Below are 20,300 nucleotides of genomic sequence, written 5' to 3'. Positions count from 1 at the left end.
GTATTTTAAAAAATTTTTTGATACGTTCTGAAAGTTATAACTTTGAAGTCAAAATTAACAATAATTATGCCTAATATTCAGTAATGGCTTTAGAAAATATTTATATTCTCGGGATTGAATCTTCATGCGATGATACTGCGGCTTCTGTTATACACAATGGTAACGTTTTAAGTAATGTTATAGCTAACCAAAAAATACATGAAGCCTATGGTGGTGTTGTCCCTGAATTAGCTTCAAGAGCACATCAGCAAAACATTGTTCCTGTTGTAGATCAAGCTATAAAAATTGCAAATATTAATAAAAAAGATTTACATGCCGTAGCCTTTACACGCGGACCAGGACTCATGGGATCTCTACTTGTAGGTACGTCTTTTGCCAAGTCACTTGCTTATGGCTTAGACATCCCTTTGATTGAAGTGAATCACATGCAAGCACATATATTGGCGCATTTTATAAATGAAGCAGATTATAATAAACCACCATTTCCGTTTTTGGCCATGACTATTTCTGGAGGTCACACACAAATAGTTAAGGTTTCAGACTATTTTAAAATGGATGTTATTGGTGAGACTATTGATGATGCAGTTGGTGAAGCTTATGACAAAAGCGGTAAGATCTTAGGTTTAGGGTATCCAGCTGGACCAGAAATTGATAAACGAGCAAAACTTGGTAACCCAAAAGCTTATAAGTTTACTAAACCAAAGGTTGATGGATTGGATTTTAGCTTTTCAGGCTTAAAAACAGCGATACTTTATTTTATTCAAAATGAAACCAAGCGTAATCCCAATTTTATAGAAGAAAACTTAAATGACATATGCGCTTCTATACAATACACTATTATTGGTATTTTAATAGATAAATTGAAGTTAGCCTCAAAACAGACAGGAATTAACCATATTGCAATAGGTGGTGGTGTATCGGCAAATTCAGGCATCAGGCAAGCTTTAAAGGATGGCGAACAAAAATTTGGCTGGACAACTTACATACCTAAATTTGAATATACCACTGATAATGCTGCCATGATTGCCATTGTTGGTTATTTAAAATATTTAAATAATGACTTTGCAAAAAACGAAGTAACTGCTTCAGCTAGACTAAAAATATAGTTACTCTGCTTAAAATTCTATTGTTAAAACTTCTGTTAATAATGTTTTAGGATTTTTGATTACAAAAGAATAATTTTTGTTTTTTTGTTTACAGATAAACCTATACCATGTACAGACTTTTATTTTTCACAATATTATTTACATATTCAACTTATAGTCAAGAAAGTTTAACCAGAGACCTCGATTCTATTCTAAATATTGATCAAGCCGAAATGTATTTGGCAAACAATCCTTCAAAAGGCAGTAAACTCATCAGTTTTAATGAGGAAAAGCATAAAACAACTTTAGCCAAAGACCTTTTTGATCGTGGACGCTCTACTATTGAAAGTGATTTTAAGATTACACATTACAAAGTTGTGGAAAGCAACACGGTATTACATTACAGAGTAAGTTATATTTTTTTAGATGGAAAAAAATTATCAAAATCAGAAATTCAAAGCATTTCAAGTCTGATTATGAGCAAGCATGCCAATGGCGTTCCCTTTAATAAATTAGCAAAACAATATTCTATGGACATCAATGCGAGACGCGGCGGAGATACCGGCTGGGTTAAACAAGATTCATTTGACCCAAAGTTTGAAGATACAGCAATTAACAGCCCTTTAAACATAGGTGATTTAGTAACATTGAATATTGGTGACAAACAAATGTATTATGTTATTTTAAAAACACATGATATCAAATACATCAAAGAAATACAGGCTCTAAAAATTGTTGAGCAAAAAAGCTAATGCAATTATTCTATAATCCAAATATTCTTGAAGATACTGAATTAGTAGTTTTTGACAAGGAAGAAAGTAAACACATAATAAAAGTGTTGCGAAAGTCAGTTGGAGACGTTCTTGAAATCACCAACGGAAATGGTTGGTTATTTAAAGCCTCTATTACACTAGCAAACATTAAAAATTGTCAAGCATCAATAATTGAAAAAGAAAAAAAAAGTAAGCGTGATTTTCATATTCATTTAGCTGTTGCTCCTACAAAATTAAACGATCGCTATGAGTGGTTTTTAGAAAAAAGTACCGAATTGGGTATCAACGAAATCACACCTATAGTTTGTGACCACAGTGAGCGTAAGGTTATTAAACATGAACGTTATAGCAAGATTATCCAATCGGCTATGAAGCAATCCTTGCAGTGCTATCTGCCTATACTAAACCAGCTAACCCCTATTAATGAGTTCATAAACACCAGTCACAATGGACAAAAGTTTATTGCTCATTGTGATAACGGTAAAAAGCTATCGCTTAAGAATGAATTGAGAGCAAAACAGGATGTTACCATACTCATTGGTCCAGAAGGTGATTTTAGTGTTAAAGAAATTGAAATGGCATTAAATAGTAATTTTATTCCCGTAACTTTGGGAGAAACCCGTTTACGAACTGAAACAGCTGCCGTGGTTGCTTGTCACAGCGTGGTTTTTAAAAATGAATAAACTATGAAACACCTTGCATTTATTTCATTATGTATGCTTTCTTCCGTTTTGTTTTCTCAAAACATTGCGGTATTAAAATACCAAGGAGGTGGTGATTGGTATGGAAATCCAACTGCATTACCCAATCTCATAAAATTTTGCAATAACAATATTAAAACCAAGATAAACTTAAAACCAGAAACTGTTGAAGCTGGAAGTCCTGATATTTTCCAATATCCATTTATTCACATGACTGGTCATGGCAACGTGTTTTTTAATGAAGATGATGCCACTAACTTACGAAACTATTTGGTTTCTGGTGGTTTTTTACATATTGATGATAATTATGGCATGAAACCTTATATAACTGAGGAATTAAAAAAAGTGTTTCCAAATACGGAATTGGTTGAAATTCCTGCAAACCATAAAATTTTCAATACGGCTTATTCTTTTCCAGACGGACTACCAAAAATTCATGAGCATGATGGCAAACGCCCTCAAGCCATAGGTATATTTTTTGAAACACGATTAGTACTTCTTTTTACGTTTGAAAGTGATTTGGGTGATGGCTGGGAGGATCAAGTAGTACATAATGACACTGAAGACGTTAGAGAAAAAGCATTAAAAATGGGAGCCAATATTATTAAATATGCTTTTGAAAATTAATTAACTTATAACGCCATATCAAAAGTTTGCAACGTAATCACTACAATACAAATTTTAATAAAGAAACCTTTCCTGTTGTACTTATTTGCGACAATATTATCAATGCGCCCAACATTGGAAGTCTATTTAGAACTGCTGACGCTTTTGGAGTTGAAAAATTAATTTTCTGTGGAGAAAGTATTGAATTCAGTAGGAAAGTAACAAAAACTTCAAGAGCTACCGAAAAAGCTGTCAATTTCTTACTTAACCAAGATATTTATCAAGTAGTTGATAACTATAAAAATAAAGGTTATCAGATTTTAGCTATTGAGATTACAACAAATAGTAAGCGTATCCATCATTTTAAATTCCCAAATAATAAACCATTAGCCGTTATAGTTGGTAGTGAGAATTTTGGTTTATCTGAAGATGTTTTATCGCTTTGTGATGATTCCCTACACATTGAAATGTATGGCCAAAACAGTAGCATGAATGTTGTACAAGCCACATCAATTGCTTTATATGAAATAACCAAACAAATTAAAGGCCAATAAACTATTTATCATTTAAACTCCAATATGTATATTTACTAAATGAATAATTCCAATGAAATAGCTAACGGCATTCTAAAAGCACTTTCAGTAGTTATAGGTATTGCCGTTTTATTATTTTTCTTGTACAAGGTACAATCGGTTATTGTTTACATTTTAATTTCTGTAGTTGTGTCGCTAACTGGCAGACCAATTGTTCGGTTTTTAAGACACCGATTAAAATTCAAAAACACCATTGCTGTAGCTGTTACAATGGTTTTGCTTATTGGACTTATGATAGGGCTGATTGGGCTATTTATACCTCTTTTGGCTGAACAAGGTCATAACCTGTCATTGCTTGATATCGAAAAGCTTGAACTCAATGTAAAAGACCTCTATAATCAAACCACGTCGTATTTTGGAATAAATCCGCTTGAAGTTGAAGAGTCTCTTAAAGAAAGTCATTTATTATCAAGAATAGACTATTCCATTATTCCAAATTTTTTAAATGCTTTAATGAGTGGCTTGGGTAGTTTTAGCATAGGACTATTTTCTGTTTTGTTTATTTCGTTTTTCTTTTTAAAGGACAGTAAGTTATTTGAAAACAGCTTAATGGCTTTGATTCCAGATGATAAGGAAGAACGCTTAAAGAGATCAATTGAAAAAATTAAAGATTTGTTATCTAGATATTTTATAGGTTTAGTTTTACAAATTTCAGTGCTGTTCCTCATTTACACAATTGGATTACTAATTATAGGTGTTCAAAATGCAGTAGTTATTGCCTTTTTATGTGCCTTAATTAATTTAATCCCATACCTAGGTCCAATGATTGGAGGTGCAATTATGATTTTTCTAACTATGACAAGTAATTTAGGAGCTGGCTTTAATGAAGTTATTTTACCAGTAACACTAAAGGTTATTCTCGTAATAACTATTGGTCAATTAATAGATAATTTTTTAAGTCAACCTCTTATTTTTTCTAAAAGTGTCAAGTCTCATCCGTTGGAAATTTTTTTAATAATCATTATTGGTGGATTACTCTTTGGTATTGTTGGTATGATAATAGCTGTACCCACCTATACGGCAACAAAAGTGATTTTAAAAGAGTTTTTATCAGAAAACAAAATAGTACAAAGACTTACAAAAGATTTATAACCTGTCTTGAATACTCTCATTTTAAATAACGAAAATCAGGACTTTATTAATAAAAATCTAGATAAAGATGTGTCAGAATTACTATTACAAACAAATTCAGACATAAAAATTGACATCAAGCTACTTGCTGAACAGATTGAAGCAAAAAAACGTTGTAAAAAAAAACTTCCAACTTGGTATCAAGCACCAAAAATATATTATCCTAATAAACTCAATATTGAACAAACTTCTTCTGAAACAACTGCTGCTTATAAAGCCCAGTTAATTAATGGTAATAATTTAATAGATCTTACAGGCGGTTTTGGTGTCGATAGCTTTTATTTTTCAAAACAATTTGAATCGGTAATACATTGTGAAATTAATAAAGAGTTATCAAATATTGTTGCGCATAATTTTAAACAGCTAGAGATTAATAATGTCCAATGCATTCCATATGATGGTGTTGCTTATTTAAAACAATCATCTAACCGATATTCCTGGATATATTTAGACCCTTCAAGACGACATGATCAAAAAGGAAAAGTATTCTTTTTAAAAGATTGCCTTCCTAATGTTCCAGATATCCTTGATGATTTATTTAGATATTCTGACCATATTTTAATAAAAACATCACCTTTATTAGATATTTCTTCAGGTATAAATGAACTTAAACATGTTAATAGCATTCACGTTTTGGCGGTAAATAATGATGTGAAAGAATTACTGTGGGTCTTAAAAAAAGTAAAGAAACAACCAATTAAAATTACAACAGTAAATATCATTGATACTAGTCCAAATAAGTTTGAGTTTTTCTTAAAGGATGAGATGAATACAATTTCTAATTATAGTTTACCATTAAAATATCTTTACGAGCCTAATGCAGGCATACTAAAAGCTGGTGCTTTTAATAGTATTGGTGAAAAATTAGATTTAAAAAAAATCCATCAACATACTCATTTATACACAAGTGATAAATTAATAGTATTTCCCGGTAGAGTTTTTTATATCGTTGAAATTATTCCTTATAATAAAAAATCTCTAAAAAAACTTGATATTTCAAAAGCCAATATAACGACAAGAAATTTCAAAGAATCCGTTCAAACTATTAGAAAAAAATTGAAGATAAAAGATGGTGGTGACCAATACCTATTTTTCACTACTAACATGAACCTTGAACAAATAGTAATTATTTGTAAAAAAATAAAAGTTAATTAAATGATGTTAAAAGCTGTATTGTTTGACATGGATGGTGTTATTGTAGACACCGAGCCCTTACACCATAAAGCCTATTTTGGAATGTTTGATGCTATGAATATTGATGTTACTGAATCGCATTATCAAACATTTACTGGGCAATCTACTATAAACGTTTGCAGACATTTATGCGAGCACTTTAGTTTACAACAACAACCTGAAGAATTGGTTCAGACTAAACGCAATATTTTTAAAGACTTATTTGTTAATGACTCTAGTCTTAAATTGCTAGATGGTGTACTAGACTTAATACAAGATTATTACAGTAATGATTTGACATTGGTATTAGCATCATCTGCCTCAATGCAAACCATTGAAAGTGTATTTAATAGATTTGATCTTAATAAATATTTTAAAGGAAAATTAAGCGGTGCTGATTTAAAAGCATCAAAGCCTCACCCTGAAATTTTCATAAAAGCATCTGAAATTGCTGGTTATGATAAGCAAAATTGCATAGTTATTGAAGATTCAACAAACGGCATTAAAGCAGCCAAATCAGCTGGGATTTACTGTGTAGGTTTTAAAAGCCCACATTCCAAGAATCAAGATTATTCTAAAGCCAATTTGGTAATTTCAAGTTTTGATGAAATTGCATATCCAAGAGCAAAGAAACTATTAACGGTTTAGATTGAATGACTTAGGTAAAAAGTATCAAGTACTAGGTTCAAAAAATCAATAAACATTACAAAAAATTCAAAAAATAGTTGCGTTCTTTGTAATGAAAAGTTACATTTGCATCCGCATTTAAAGAACGTTCTTTATAATTTTTGGAGAGGTGCCAGAGTGGTAATGGAGCAGATTGCTAATCTGTCGACGCGTAAGTGTCGCCGGGGTTCGAATCCCCGTCTCTCCGCATTTTTAGATAATCACAATTTCGGGGTGTAGCGTAGCCCGGTTATCGCGCCGCGTTTGGGACGCGGAGGTCGCAGGTTCGAATCCTGCCACCCCGACTAAATACAATTTTTTTTTATAATTTTGTATTTACATTTTAGGGCTCTTAGCTCAGCTGGATAGAGCACCTCCCTTCTAAGGAGGCGGTCGAAGGTTCGAATCCTTCAGGGCTCACAAAAAGCTTCACTAAAACTAGTGAGGCTTTTTTGTTTCTCTTAAATTTATTCTGGATATTCTATTCGCAGATGATATATGTTTGCGAGTTTATGCTTTAGAACCTTTTTAATAGATTGAATTTCTTTAAACGTTATATTGGCGTTCAAGAATTGGTCATCATTCATTTGCTTATTTATTATATTTTCAACAAACACATCAATTTTAGATGATGTTGGCTCCTTTAAACTCTTTGAAGCAGCCTCAACACTATCACACATCATTAAAATGGCTGTTTCTTTACTAAAAGGTTTAGGTCCAGGATATTGAAATTCAGTCATGTCTAAATTAGCATCTATTTCCTTTTCCTTCTTGTAAAAATAATACACAACACTGGTGCCATGATGCGTACGAATGAAGTCAATGATTCTATCGGGCAGATTGTTTTTTCTGGCAATTTCAATGCCATTTATTACATGATCAATTATTATTGCTGCACTTTCCTTTGACGAAAGTTCGTCATGAGGATTTATTCCAGTTGATTGGTTTTCAGTAAAGTAAGTAGGATTCTTCATCTTGCCAATATCATGATAGAGTGCTCCCACCCTAACCAACATAGCGTTGGCACTAATTTCATTTGCAGCAGCTTCAGCCAAATTGGCAACGTTTAAAGAATGATGAAATGTTCCTGGAGCTTTATTTGAAAGTTCTTTTAACAATTTTGTATTAGTGTCTGACAATTCCAATAATGAAACATCAGAAACCAATCCAAACAGCTTTTCATAAGCATAAATTAAAGGTTGAACAAATAATGTTGCTAATCCACATAATACAAAGAGTCCAAATGTTTCCCATTTCAATGTGTCAATGCTACCTTCATGAATAACGAAAAATGCAAAATACGCTATGATATAAATTAGCGTGATTTGACCAACTGAAATGAATAGATTAGCCCTTTTATAAAGCTCTGAAACAGTTAAAATTGTTACAATTCCGGCAATAATTTGCAAGAACATGTATTCATAACTGTTAGATACAATAAAGCCTAATAGCAATACCGTTATGACATGTGCAAACAATCCGAGCCTAGCATCAAAGAATGCTTTTAGAACCAAAGGAAGGATGCATATAGGTACTACATAAACATATTGTGAATTATAATTAACAACCAAAGTGGTTATAAAAATCATTAATAGAACATTAAAAAATATAAAAGTCACTTTTGTATTGTTCTCAAATACAACGGGTCTATATTTTTTAATAAATAGCAACAACATTAGGAGTGCTAATGATACTAATAACGTGTAGGCTCCTATTACCCAGTAATAATTTGAGTCTGTCCACACTTGTGATTCATATTCTGATTCAAGCGATTTAAGTATTTCATATTTATCACCCTCAACAACCTCTCCTTTAGAAATAATCAGAGTTTCACGTTCTATACTTCCTCTTGTATAAGAAATCTTATCTAACTCACTTTGTATTGCTTTTTCAGTAAAGGTTTTATTTAATATTAAGTTAGGCTCTATAATATCATAAAACAATGACAACATGTCCTTACTTAATTCTCCAAATTCATTTTCAGATAAACTTTTTTGGATAATAGAAGTTAACTCACTCTGTTTAGTTAGAAAATCATATTGTGTTTTCTCTTTTTCAATTCTATCATCAAGAATAATCACATTCCGGCTATCCTTATAATTATGGTCTGTACTTAACACACCATATTGATAAATAGTATTTAAAATTTGTTCTCCCAAATCATACATCTCATCAATATTTTCAGCATAAATCGAATCGGGAAATGTAATTTTAAATTCAGATTGATATTGATTTTTTACGGCTGGCAAAACAGAATTATCCAAATCAAAATACAATTGTGCATTATCAATGATTTCCTGTTTCTCATTGGCTATTTCGGCATCAGATTTTTTTATTGCAAAATCAAAAGGAGCCTGCAGGCTTTCAGATTGCCAAGGCTTTCCTTTTTCAAAATTATATTTAAACTTTCCGCTTTTAGGAAACAAGTAAACTATTAAAAAAGTCGTACATACAAACAAGAGTAATTTATATCCCAAAGAATGGTTTCTGTACAATAAATTAATGAAGTCTTTCATGTAACAAGTTTGTAGAGTCAAATGTAATAAAAATAATATCGATTATAAGCTTGCATAAAACGCTAATCATTCCGCATTCTGTGAAAAAATGATTAATTTTGCAGCTATAAAAATTAAACGAATAAAAAAATGAGTAAAGAAGTTGTAATTGTCTCTGCTGCTAGAACACCAATAGGAAGTTTTTTAGGTTCTTTATCTACGGTACCTGCACCAAAATTGGGATCCATTGCCATAAAAGGAGCACTTAATAAAATTAATTTAAAACCAGAAATGGTTGATGAAGTTTTAATGGGTAATGTTGTTCAGGCAGGAACTGGTCAAGCACCAGCAAGACAAGCAGCTATTTATGCAGGGATTCCAAACACCGTTCCTTGTACAACAGTTAATAAAGTTTGTGCGTCAGGTATGAAAGCCGTTATGCAAGGGGCTCAAGCCATTGCTTTAGGTGATGCAAACATTGTTGTTGCTGGTGGTATGGAAAATATGAGTTTAATACCTCATTACCTTCACGCGAGAACTGGAACAAAATTTGGTCCTACTACTCTGGTTGATGGTATGCAAAAGGATGGTCTTGTTGATGCCTACGACCAAAACGCAATGGGAGTATGTGCTGATGCTTGTGCTGTGGAATATAATTTTTCTAGAGAAGATCAGGACAACTTTGCAATACAATCATATAAGCGTTCAGCTGAAGCTTGGAAAGCTGGAAAGTTTGATAATGAGATTGTACCAGTTGAGGTGCCTCAAAGACGTGGAGATGCTGTTGTTGTCTCAAAAGATGAGGAATATACCAATGTCAAAATGGAAAAAATCCCAGCCTTAAGACCTGCTTTTACAAAAGATGGCACTGTGACGGCTGCCAATGCTTCAACAATCAACGATGGTGCTGGTGCTGTAATTTTAATGAGTAAGGATAAAGCCGATGAACTTGGATTAAAAATACTAGCGACAATTAAAAGTTATGCTGATGCGGCTCAAGAACCTGAATGGTTTACTACAGCTCCAGCCAAGGCATTACCAAAAGCTTTGAATAAAGCTGGTATTACATTGGAAGATGTCGATTATTTTGAGTTTAACGAAGCTTTTTCAGTAGTTGGATTAGCAAACATGAAACTTTTAGGACTAAACGACTCCAATGTTAATGTTAATGGTGGAGCCGTTTCATTAGGACACCCGCTTGGTTGTTCTGGAGTAAGAATTTTAATTACCTTGCTTAATGTATTAGAGCAAAATAATGCAAAAATTGGTGCTGCAGCCATTTGCAATGGTGGTGGAGGTGCTTCTGCAATTGTTATTGAAAGAAATTAACTTTATAAGTATACATGCAATACGGCATTTGCAATTTGAGCATTGTTCCTTTGAGATTAGAGCCATCAGACGTTAGTGAATTGGTTTCACAAGTACTTTATGGTGATTACTTTAAAATTCTAGAACAAAGAAAATCATGGAGCAAAATCCGATTGGGTTTTGACAAATATGAGGGGTGGATTGACAATAAGCAGTATTTAGAAATATTAAAAGAGCAATATCAAGCTTTACATGCTGAAACACCTAAATTATCAACTGATTTGGTGGAGTTTGTTAAAGATGCTTCAAATCAATTATACCCTATACCCATTGGATCCTGTCTAAATGGATTAAGTCTGTTTAACCATTTTCACGATGGTAATTTTGTTCAAGATAAATTTCCTAAAGATCATATAATTAAAACGGCTTTCTTATATTTAAACTCACCATATCTTTGGGGAGGAAAAACACCTTTTGGAATAGATTGTTCAGGATTCACACAAATGGTTTATAAACTAAATGGCCATAAGTTGTTTCGTGATGCATCCCAACAAGCTACTCAAGGTGAAGCATTGAGTTTTATTGAGGAAAGTGATCCTGGCGATTTAGCTTTTTTTGATAATAATGAAGGCCAAATTATTCATGTCGGTATCATAATGAAAGATAACTTTATCATTCATGCACATGGTAAAGTGCGCATTGATAGACTAGACCATTCTGGAATATACAATGTAGAAAAGCGAACTCACACCCATAAATTAAGGGTTATCAAAAAAATTATATCATAAAAAAGAGCTACAAAATATGTAGCTCTTTTTTATGATATCAATGCACTTGACTTTTATCCGCCAAGCTCATCAACAAGAGCCTTCATTTTCTTTTGATTTGTTGCATCACCAATAGCACTATAAATATTCATTAAAGTTCGAGCTACCTGAACATTATCTGGCTCAACCTCTAAAACTTTACTTAAGTACGGAATGGCTTCTTGATAGACCCCTTTGCGCTTTTCTTTCAATTCATCATATCGCTTATTGTCCGCAGCCGAATTTCCAAGTCCGTTCATTTCCTCAATGATGGTCTGCTCTTCTTCTAATATTAAAGCTGAAAGATTTGTCAAAGCATTAACGTAAGTTGGCTCCATCTCAATTACTTGTCTGTAATACCCTTTTGCTGCTTCTTTATCTTTAGCTTCAGCAGAAAGTACACCTAAATTATATATGAGATCTACATTATTTGGGTCTAGCTTTATTGCTTCTTGCATTAAAGTCTTGTATGCTTCAGTATTACCCAGTTTATAGTGCAAATTAGCTTCAGTAAGAATAAGAGCAGAATTATTTGGTTCATCCTGTCTGGCTTTTTGTATAGCAGCTATAGCCTTTTCTTTTTGGTCTAATTGAACATAAATCAAAGCAATATTTTTTGTGATTTCACCAGATAAAGACTCCGTATTTCTCTCCCCTGGCTTAATGTAGTCTCCAGATTTCATCAAAATATCACGAGTTTGCTTATCCATCACTTCTTCCTCTCCTGTTTCTTTATTGGTTGCATAGTATTCTTTACCTTGACCAGTGTAGCCCAATTCATTTAATTCTAAATAGTATTCCAATGCAGACTCGTAATTTTGGTCAGTTATTGCACTTACAGCTGCATAATAAAGATAGGTTGTATCTGAAGGAACTACTTGGTAAAGTTGCTCAAATTTTACAGCCGCATTACTAAAATCTTTTTGAGTGTAATAATTATTAGCCTTAACCAATAAATCATTTTCCATACTTTTCTTTAAGTCTACAGATTCTGAACTATACTTTTCATTAATAGCTTTCAGATATTCTATCGCATTATTAATATCCTTTTCGCTTCCTGATCCATTAGCATATAAAGTTTGAGTCATCAATAAATTATATTGAGCTTCCTCTTTTTCATCCATTGAAGACTTCATGGATTCTGCTTGTGCTAAAGCCGCTTTTGCTTCGGCATAGTTACTTTTATTAATAGCTTTTTCAGCTGCACGTAATTCTTTTTTTTGGGCAAAAGACAATGTACTAACCAATATTGCTAAAACAAATAATACTGATTTATTCATGTTTAAAATTTTTAATTATCGTTATTAGTTTCATTTTCTGCATCATTATCAATAGCTGTGCCATTTTCGTTTTCATTGACTATTTCTGAAGATTCGTCAATTATTTCTTCATCTTCATCTTTCATGACTTTTGCTACAGCGGCAATGGAATCACTTCCTTTTAAATTAATCAATTTTACACCTTGAGTTGCACGACCCATAACACGCAAATCATTAACGGCCATACGAATTGCAATTCCTGATTTATTAATAATCATTAAATCATCATCATCGGTAACCGACTTAATAGCAACTAAATGTCCCGTTTTATCAGTAATTGAAATAGTTTTCACACCTTTACCACCACGATTGGTAATACGATATACTGCTTCTCCATCTTCAGGATCGTCGATATAAGTACGCTTGCCATAACCTTTTTCAGAAACTACTAAAACAGACTCTTCTTGTGGATTTTCAATAGCTATCATGCCGATTACTTCATCTTTATCATTGGCTAAAGTAATACCTCTAACACCAGAAGCGTTACGACCCATAGGTCTTGTTTTTGCTTCTTCAAAACGAATAGCTTTTCCTGATTTTAAAGCCAACATAACTTGACTATTACCAGTTGTTAGTTTAGCCTCTAACAATTCATCACCATCTTTAATTGTTATAGCATTAATACCATTTGTTCTAGGACGAGAGTATTGCTCAAGTGATGTTTTTTTAACCTGACCATTTTTGGTCGCCATAATTACATAATGACTATTTATGTAATCTTCATCTTTTAAATCTTGAGTACAAATAAATGCCATTACTTTATCGTCCTGCTCAATATTAATAAGGTTTTGAATGGCTCTTCCTTTAGAGGTTTTACTACCTTCTGGAATTTCATAAACACGCATCCAGAAACATTTTCCTTTTTGGGTAAAGAATAGCATATATTGATGGTTGGTACCAACAAATAAATGTTCTAAAAAGTCTTCATTTCTTGTTGTTGATGCTTTTTGTCCTACTCCTCCTCTATTTTGAGTTTTATATTCTGTCAATGACGTACGCTTAATATATCCTGCATGAGAAATAGTAATAACTACTTGCTCATCCGGAATCATATCTTCAATGCTTAAATCACCTCCAGCATATTCTATTTGAGAGCGACGCTCATCACCATACTTATTTTTAACTTCTAGAAGCTCATCTTTAATGATTTCCATACGACGTTCCTTTTTATCAAGAATGTCTTTTAAATCTTCAATGGTCTTCATTAAGTCTTCGTATTCTGAACGCAGTTTATCTTGCTCCAGACCTGTTAACTGACGTAATCGCATTTCTACGATTGCTTTTGCTTGAATTTCAGAAAGCTCAAATCGTTCAATTAACTTTTCACGAGCTTCATCTGCATTTGATGACGCACGAATAAGTGCAATAACTTCATCAATATTATCTGAGGCTATGATTAGTCCTTCTAAAATATGAGCGCGCTCTTCAGCTTTACGCAATTCATATGTTGTACGTCTTACAACAACGTCATGCCTGTGTTCAACAAAATGATAAATTAAATCTTTTAGATTCAACATCTGTGGTCTTCCATTTACAAGTGCAATATTGTTTACACTAAATGAAGACTGTAGTGCTGTATATTTGAAAAGCTTATTTAATACAATATTAGGAATAGCATCACGCTTTAACACATAAACAATACGCATGCCGTTTCTATCTGACTCGTCACGAATAGTTGAAATACCTTCTAACTTTTTATCATTGACTAAATCAGCAGTCTTTTTAATCATATCAGCTTTATTAACCTGATATGGTATTTCTGTAACAACTATAGATTCACGACCTTGAACTTCCTCGATGTTAGCTTTACCTCGCATCACAATACGTCCACGACCGGTTTTAAAAGCTTCTATTACACCATCATAGCCATAAATTGTTCCACCTGTTGGAAAATCTGGAGCTTTTACATGTGTGATTAACTCATCAATTTCAATATCATTATTCTCTATGTAAGCTACAATACCATCTACAACTTCAGATAAATTATGAGGTGGCATATTTGTTGCCATACCTACTGCTATTCCAGATGCACCATTTACCAATAAACCTGGAATACGCGTTGGTAATACTGTAGGTTCTTGTAAAGTATCGTCAAAATTTAATTTGTGATCTACCGTTTCCTTATCAATATCAGCAAGCATGTCTTCTGATATTTTACGCATACGTGCCTCGGTATAACGCATTGCTGCAGGACTATCACCATCAATTGAACCAAAGTTTCCTTGACCATCAACTAACATATAACGTAAACTCCATTCTTGCGCCATACGAACCATGGTATCATAAACAGACGTATCACCATGAGGATGATACTTACCCAATACCTCTCCAACTATTCTAGCTGACTTCTTGTGGGCTGTATTAGATCTAACACCCAATTCATGCATACCGTAAAGTACTCGTCTGTGAACTGGTTTTAAACCATCTCTTACATCTGGTAATGCACGTGACACAATGACCGACATTGAATAATCAATGTAGGCTGATTTCATTTCATCTTCAATGTTAATTGGGATCAATTTTTCTCCTTCTGCCATATATAAATTAATTAGATTTTGTGTAGGTTTTCAAAACGTGCTAATATAACCATTTCATCAGTGATAGCAAGACCTAGCTTTTTGTTTTTTCGGTTTTTTTATTAACAATTTAACACCTTATTATAGTTAATAAGTATGCTGTTAATTATTTTGATTTTATAAACTTTTTTTTGTCTATTAGCATAGCATAGATTTTAGGTACAGTTTTTGACCTTAAAAATATGTTTAGTACATTTAATGCAGAAAGGATTTATATATGGACGATAATTTTTCACCAAGAGTAAAAGATGTTATAGCATACAGTAAAGAAGAAGCTTTACGTTTAGGTCATGACTTTATAGGTACCGAGCATTTAATGCTAGGTTTATTGAGAGATGGCAATGGTAAAGCTATAAATATTCTCAATGCTTTGGATATTGATTTAAATCATTTACGCCGAAAAGTTGAGATTTTAAGCCCAGCCAACCCCAATGTTGCTGTAGCCTCAAATGAAAAAAAGAATCTGCATTTAACGCGTCAAGCCGAACGTGCACTTAAGACAACATTTTTAGAAGCAAAATTATTCCAAAGCAATTCTATTAATACAGCACACTTGTTGTTATGTATTTTGAGAAATGAAAATGATCCTACTACTAAGCTTTTAAATAAATTAAAAGTGGATTACGATAATGTAAAAGAGCAATTTAAGTTTATGATAACAAACGATGAAAATTATATAGAGCCAAAAGCAGAATCTTTTCAAGATGACGATTCGGCTGATGACGATACGTCTAAGGAAAATTTATTCAACTCGCCTACCGGCAAGTCGAACAAAAAATCTAAAACACCTGTTTTAGATAATTTTGGACGCGATTTAACGGCTCAAGCCGAAGAAGGCAAGTTAGACCCTGTTGTTGGTAGAGAAAAGGAAATAGAACGTGTCTCACAGATTTTAAGCCGTAGAAAGAAAAACAACCCATTACTTATTGGTGAACCAGGCGTTGGTAAATCAGCCATAGCGGAAGGATTAGCAAACAGAATTGTAAAGCGAAAAGTATCAAGAATTTTATTCAACAAACGCGTTGTTACTTTAGATTTAGCCAGTTTAGTTGCTGGAACAAAATATCGTGGACAATTTGAAGAACGCATGAAAGCTGTTATGAATGAATTAGAGAAGAATGATGACATTATTCTTTTTATCGATGAGATTCATACTATTGTTGGTGCAGGAGGCGCAACAGGAAGTTTGGATGCTTCTAATATGTTTAAACCGGCTCTAGCACGTGGTGAAATTCAATGTGTTGGAGCAACAACTTTAGATGAGTACAGACAGTATATTGAAAAAGATGGTGCTTTAGAGCGTCGTTTCCAAAAAGTAATTATTGAGCCTACTACCGTTGAAGAAACAATTGAAATACTCAATAACATAAAAGAAAAATATGAAAGTCATCACAATGTTGATTATACACCTGAAGCCATTGAGGCTTGTGTGAAATTAACAAATAGGTATATGACAGACCGTTTTTTACCAGACAAAGCTATTGATGCTTTGGATGAAGCTGGATCACGTGTTCATATTACCAATATTAATGTGCCAGATCAAATAATTGAATTGGAAAAACAATTAGAGGCTGTAAAAGAAACGAAGTCTTCTGTTGTTAAAAAACAGAAATATGAAGAGGCTGCTAAATTACGTGATGATGAAAAACGTCTAGAAAAAGAATTGGCAATTGCGCAAGAAAAATGGGAAGAAGAAACCAAATTACATCGTGAAATAGTATCTGAAGATAATGTTGCTGATGTTGTTTCCATGATGACTGGAATTCCTGTTAATAGAATCGCCCAAACAGAAAGTAATAAACTAGCCCAATTACCTGAATTGATAAAAGGTAAAGTTATTGGTCAGGATGATGCCGTTGCCAAAGTTGTAAAAGCCATCCAGAGAAACAGAGCAGGACTTAAAGACCCAAACAAGCCCATTGGTTCATTTATATTTTTAGGTCAAACTGGTGTTGGTAAAACACAGTTAGCAAAAGTGTTATCAAAAGAATTATTTGACAGTGAAGATTCACTTGTTAGAATTGACATGAGCGAATACATGGAAAAGTTTGCTATTTCAAGACTAGTTGGAGCGCCTCCTGGATATGTAGGATACGAAGAAGGTGGTCAGCTTACTGAAAAAGTGAGACGCAAACCTTATGCTGTTGTCCTTTTAGATGAGATTGAAAAAGCCCATCCAGATGTATTTAATATGTTGTTACAGGTTCTTGATGATGGTTATTTAACAGATAGTCTCGGTCGAAAAATTGATTTTAGAAATACAATAATTATTATGACTTCTAATATTGGTTCCAGAAAATTAAAAGATTTTGGAACTGGAGTGGGCTTTGGAACTGCTTCCCAAAAAGCACAAGAAGATGCTAATGCAAGAAGTGTCATTGAAAACGCCTTAAAGAAAGCATTTGCACCAGAATTTCTAAATAGAATTGATGATGTAGTAGTCTTTAATGCCCTTGAAAGAGAGGATATTAATAAAATTATTGATATCGAGTTAGAAAAATTAATTTCTAGAATAAAGGACATAGGTTATACATTAAAATTAAGTAAAGCAGCTAAAGATTATATTGCCGATAAAGGTTTTGATAAACAATATGGAGCGAGACCACTAAAACGTGCTATTCAAAAATATATTGAAGACGCCTTGGCTGAAGAAATTATTAATTCTAAAATATCTGAAGGTGACAAAATAACTATGGATTTAGATTCAAAAAGTAATGAATTAAAAATCAAAATTGAAACACCAAAAAAGAAAACAGAATCTTAATAACCCTTTCTTATAACAAGTAAAAACTCCGTCGTGTGACGGAGTTTTTTATGTTTTAGTTTTAAATCCTTATCTTTAAATATGTCACATAAGTTAAAATATCCGTTTGGAAAAGTAACAATACATGATAATTACGTAATTGCCGTAATGAATGAAGGTATTACTGTTACACCAGAACTTAATGATGTTTTAGAAGATATTTCAGAGCAATTTTTTACAAACAAGAACTTTGTTTATATCACACATAGAATAAATTCGTATGCTGTTGATCCTAATATTTATTTCAGAACCTCTAAAATCCAAAATCTTGTGGGCTTTGCTGTAGTTACTGGAAAAAAAATTGTTATTGATAATACAGAATTAGAAAGTGTTTTTCTCACCAAACCCTTTAAAGCATTCTCAAAACTTGATGATGCTATCATTTGGGCTAATGCATTGTGCAAATAATATTAGTACATTCCATTTCTTAAAACTTAAGATTGTATATGATATAAAATCAAAAAGGAGCAATTAAATTGCTCCTTTTTTTTATTCATGATTATTTGCTCTAATCTCTTCTTTGAGGACTGGAAGAAACAATCTTCTTGGTAACTGTACCTTTGCTGGTTGTCAGTCTTACAAAATAGAATTGATTATTGGCATCAGACAAGTCAATTCTTGTAGTACCTTCAGTTCCTTTTACATAATTTGTATTAGAAACTTTTCGTACAACCACGCCTCTTACATCAAATACTTCAACTGTTACATCTGTTTCGAAGTCATATTCGTAATTAATGAATACTTCTCTTTCAAATGGTACAGGATAAGCAGTAAATGTAATTTCATCTGAAGGAACTTCATGATTTGTCAGATCAGCTCCACAATTAATAGCATCATAATTAGATGGTATAAATTGACCTCCTTCATTTTCAGACACTGAACATTTACAAGTTACCTCACATACCACTGCATGAGCAATGACATATATAGGACCACTTGCATCTATTGGTCCAACCGTGTAATTAGATACACCAGCACTCAATCCACTAGGATTAAAGTTATACTGACCTGGTGCTACTGTTGGTCTACCACTATTTCCAGTTGGATACATATCGCAACCAACATAAACATGAGCCTCTCTCATTGTGTAGCCAGAATCAATATTAAACATCAATGTTACTTGACCATTTTCATAAGTTACAATAACATCACCTGCATAAGATCCTCTACTAATATCACAATGAGCTGCACCTGCATACATTTGTAATGTATACTCTCCTTCGCCTTCAAAATAGTTTGTCCAACCCCAACGACTAAAGTCTGGAATAAAACAAATACTATTATCTTCAGATCGACCAAATGCTGTTTCGCATTCCCCTATAATATCAAACTCACGAATTAATGTCAATGTTTCAGTGGCTGTATTACCACATTCATCAGTAACAGTAAACACATAGTCTGCAGTCTCTTGACATTCAGAAACTATTATGTTAGTTGGACCAGCTGATAATTCTCCACCATCTGAACAGTTATCTGTCCAATTAACAGTAACATTTTTAGGGAATATACCATTACATATTGGATCCATATCTGGAATCTCTATTTCTGGTGCTTCCGTATCTACTGTCCAAGTGTATGTTACAGAAACTGTTTCTGCTACATTTCCACATGGGTCTGTATAGTTCGCTGTCCAAGTCTGGCTGTATGCACATCCGTCATTTGTTGGACCTGATGTCTCAGCCTCTAAATCCATTTCACTTTCTGCACAGTTATCATCTACTTTAAATAATGGAGGATCAATTTTTGGATTACATCCTAAATCACCACTTGTTCCATTAGTTGTAATAACAGGTGCTTCTGTATCTACTGTCCATGTGTATGTTACAGAAACTGTTTCTGCTACATTTCCACATGGGTCTGTATAGTTCGCTGTCCAAGTCTGGCTGTATGCACATCCGTCATTTGTTGGACCTGATGTCTCGGCTTCTAAATCTATCTCGCCTGCACAGTTATCATCTGCCTTAAACATTGGTGGTACAATCTCTGGATTACATCCTAAATCGCCACTGGTGCCATTAGTAGTAATTACTGGTGCTTCTGTATCTACTGTCCATGTGTATGTCACACTTACAGCCTGTGCTTGGTTACCACAGTTATCTGTAACATTTGCTGTCCAAGTCTGGCTGTATGCACATCCGTCATTTGTTGGTCCTGCTGTTGTTACTATTGGCTCACCTACACCACAGTTGTCTGTTGCTTCGAACATTGGTGCCATTACTTCTGGGTTACAGCCTAAATCACCACTCTCATCATCTGTTGTGATTA

At 33.3% G+C, this 20,300-nt stretch carries 16 protein-coding genes and 3 tRNA genes; 15 read left to right on the top strand and 4 right to left on the bottom strand.

What is annotated here, in order from left to right:
- The first annotated feature begins 83 nt into the window (after positions 1 to 83).
- The 11 genes from tsaD (at position 84) to C1S72_RS00045 (ending at position 7,148) form a co-directional block, all read left to right on the top strand.
- Complete coding sequence (tsaD, locus tag C1S72_RS00095; protein WP_104733653.1) at positions 84 to 1,106, top strand: tRNA (adenosine(37)-N6)-threonylcarbamoyltransferase complex transferase subunit TsaD; 1,023 nt, start codon at positions 84 to 86, stop codon at positions 1,104 to 1,106.
- A 107-nt stretch (positions 1,107 to 1,213) separates the two neighbouring features.
- Entirely contained in the window at positions 1,214 to 1,837 is a 624-nt protein-coding gene (locus tag C1S72_RS00090; protein WP_104733652.1) for a peptidylprolyl isomerase, read from the top strand.
- On the top strand, positions 1,837 to 2,541 hold the full coding sequence (locus C1S72_RS00085) for a 16S rRNA (uracil(1498)-N(3))-methyltransferase (RefSeq protein WP_104733651.1): 705 nt from the start codon (positions 1,837 to 1,839) through the stop codon (positions 2,539 to 2,541). Before C1S72_RS00090 ends, C1S72_RS00085 begins: the two co-directional genes overlap by 1 nt.
- Positions 2,542 to 2,544: 3 nt before the next feature.
- Entirely contained in the window at positions 2,545 to 3,186 is a 642-nt protein-coding gene (locus C1S72_RS00080) for a DUF4159 domain-containing protein (protein ID WP_104733650.1), read from the top strand.
- A gap of 26 nt (positions 3,187 to 3,212) precedes the next feature.
- Positions 3,213 to 3,719, top strand: coding sequence for a TrmH family RNA methyltransferase (locus C1S72_RS00075; RefSeq protein WP_104733649.1), 507 nt, complete (start codon positions 3,213 to 3,215; stop codon positions 3,717 to 3,719).
- Between the two features lie 39 nt (positions 3,720 to 3,758).
- The gene (locus tag C1S72_RS00070; RefSeq protein ID WP_104733648.1) at positions 3,759 to 4,850 is read left to right on the top strand and encodes an AI-2E family transporter; all 1,092 of its coding nucleotides are present in this window, start codon (positions 3,759 to 3,761) and stop codon (positions 4,848 to 4,850) included.
- A gap of 69 nt (positions 4,851 to 4,919) precedes the next feature.
- Entirely contained in the window at positions 4,920 to 6,044 is a 1,125-nt protein-coding gene (locus C1S72_RS00065) for a THUMP-like domain-containing protein (RefSeq protein WP_317045749.1), read from the top strand.
- A 3-nt stretch (positions 6,045 to 6,047) separates the two neighbouring features.
- The gene (locus C1S72_RS00060) at positions 6,048 to 6,710 is read left to right on the top strand and encodes an HAD family hydrolase (protein ID WP_104735724.1); all 663 of its coding nucleotides are present in this window, start codon (positions 6,048 to 6,050) and stop codon (positions 6,708 to 6,710) included.
- A 142-nt stretch (positions 6,711 to 6,852) separates the two neighbouring features.
- A tRNA-Ser gene (locus C1S72_RS00055) sits at positions 6,853 to 6,936 on the top strand.
- 22 nt (positions 6,937 to 6,958) lie between these two features.
- Positions 6,959 to 7,033 (top strand) — tRNA-Pro (locus C1S72_RS00050).
- A gap of 41 nt (positions 7,034 to 7,074) precedes the next feature.
- Positions 7,075 to 7,148 (top strand) — tRNA-Arg (locus C1S72_RS00045).
- Positions 7,149 to 7,195: 47 nt separating this feature from the next.
- Here the strand turns inward: C1S72_RS00045 and C1S72_RS00040 are convergent.
- Entirely contained in the window at positions 7,196 to 9,244 is a 2,049-nt protein-coding gene (locus tag C1S72_RS00040; protein ID WP_104733646.1) for an HD family phosphohydrolase, read from the bottom strand.
- A 129-nt stretch (positions 9,245 to 9,373) separates the two neighbouring features.
- On the opposite strand from C1S72_RS00040, the gene C1S72_RS00035 reads away from it, so the two are divergent.
- Positions 9,374 to 10,552, top strand: coding sequence for an acetyl-CoA C-acyltransferase (locus C1S72_RS00035; RefSeq protein ID WP_104733645.1), 1,179 nt, complete (start codon positions 9,374 to 9,376; stop codon positions 10,550 to 10,552).
- Positions 10,553 to 10,566: 14 nt separating this feature from the next.
- Positions 10,567 to 11,319 carry a C40 family peptidase gene (locus C1S72_RS00030; RefSeq protein ID WP_104733644.1) on the top strand — a complete coding sequence of 251 codons (753 nt, stop codon included), beginning with the start codon at positions 10,567 to 10,569 and terminating at the stop codon, positions 11,317 to 11,319.
- A gap of 53 nt (positions 11,320 to 11,372) precedes the next feature.
- Here the strand turns inward: C1S72_RS00030 and C1S72_RS00025 are convergent, their stop codons facing one another.
- On the bottom strand, positions 11,373 to 12,617 hold the full coding sequence (locus C1S72_RS00025) for a tetratricopeptide repeat protein (protein ID WP_104733643.1): 1,245 nt from the start codon (positions 12,615 to 12,617) through the stop codon (positions 11,373 to 11,375).
- Positions 12,618 to 12,628: 11 nt separating this feature from the next.
- On the bottom strand, positions 12,629 to 15,193 hold the full coding sequence (gene gyrA / locus C1S72_RS00020; RefSeq protein ID WP_104733642.1) for a DNA gyrase subunit A: 2,565 nt from the start codon (positions 15,191 to 15,193) through the stop codon (positions 12,629 to 12,631).
- 256 nt (positions 15,194 to 15,449) lie between these two features.
- Between gyrA and C1S72_RS00015 the strand changes: the two genes are divergently transcribed.
- Together C1S72_RS00015 and C1S72_RS00010 are read left to right on the top strand one after the other, a co-directional pair.
- Positions 15,450 to 17,996: an ATP-dependent Clp protease ATP-binding subunit gene (locus C1S72_RS00015; protein ID WP_104733641.1), complete on the top strand. Its 2,547-nt coding sequence runs from the start codon at positions 15,450 to 15,452 to the stop codon at positions 17,994 to 17,996.
- A gap of 81 nt (positions 17,997 to 18,077) precedes the next feature.
- On the top strand, positions 18,078 to 18,443 hold the full coding sequence (locus tag C1S72_RS00010) for a hypothetical protein (RefSeq protein ID WP_104733640.1): 366 nt from the start codon (positions 18,078 to 18,080) through the stop codon (positions 18,441 to 18,443).
- Between the two features lie 100 nt (positions 18,444 to 18,543).
- Here the strand turns inward: C1S72_RS00010 and C1S72_RS00005 are convergent.
- A partial coding sequence (locus C1S72_RS00005; protein WP_162919886.1) for a T9SS type A sorting domain-containing protein occupies positions 18,544 to 20,300 on the bottom strand: 1,757 nt, incomplete at its 5' end.

Source organism: Hanstruepera ponticola, assembly GCF_002940745.1.
Lineage (GTDB): Bacteria > Bacteroidota > Bacteroidia > Flavobacteriales > Flavobacteriaceae > Hanstruepera > Hanstruepera ponticola.
This window is presented reverse-complemented; position numbering and strand designations above follow the sequence as displayed.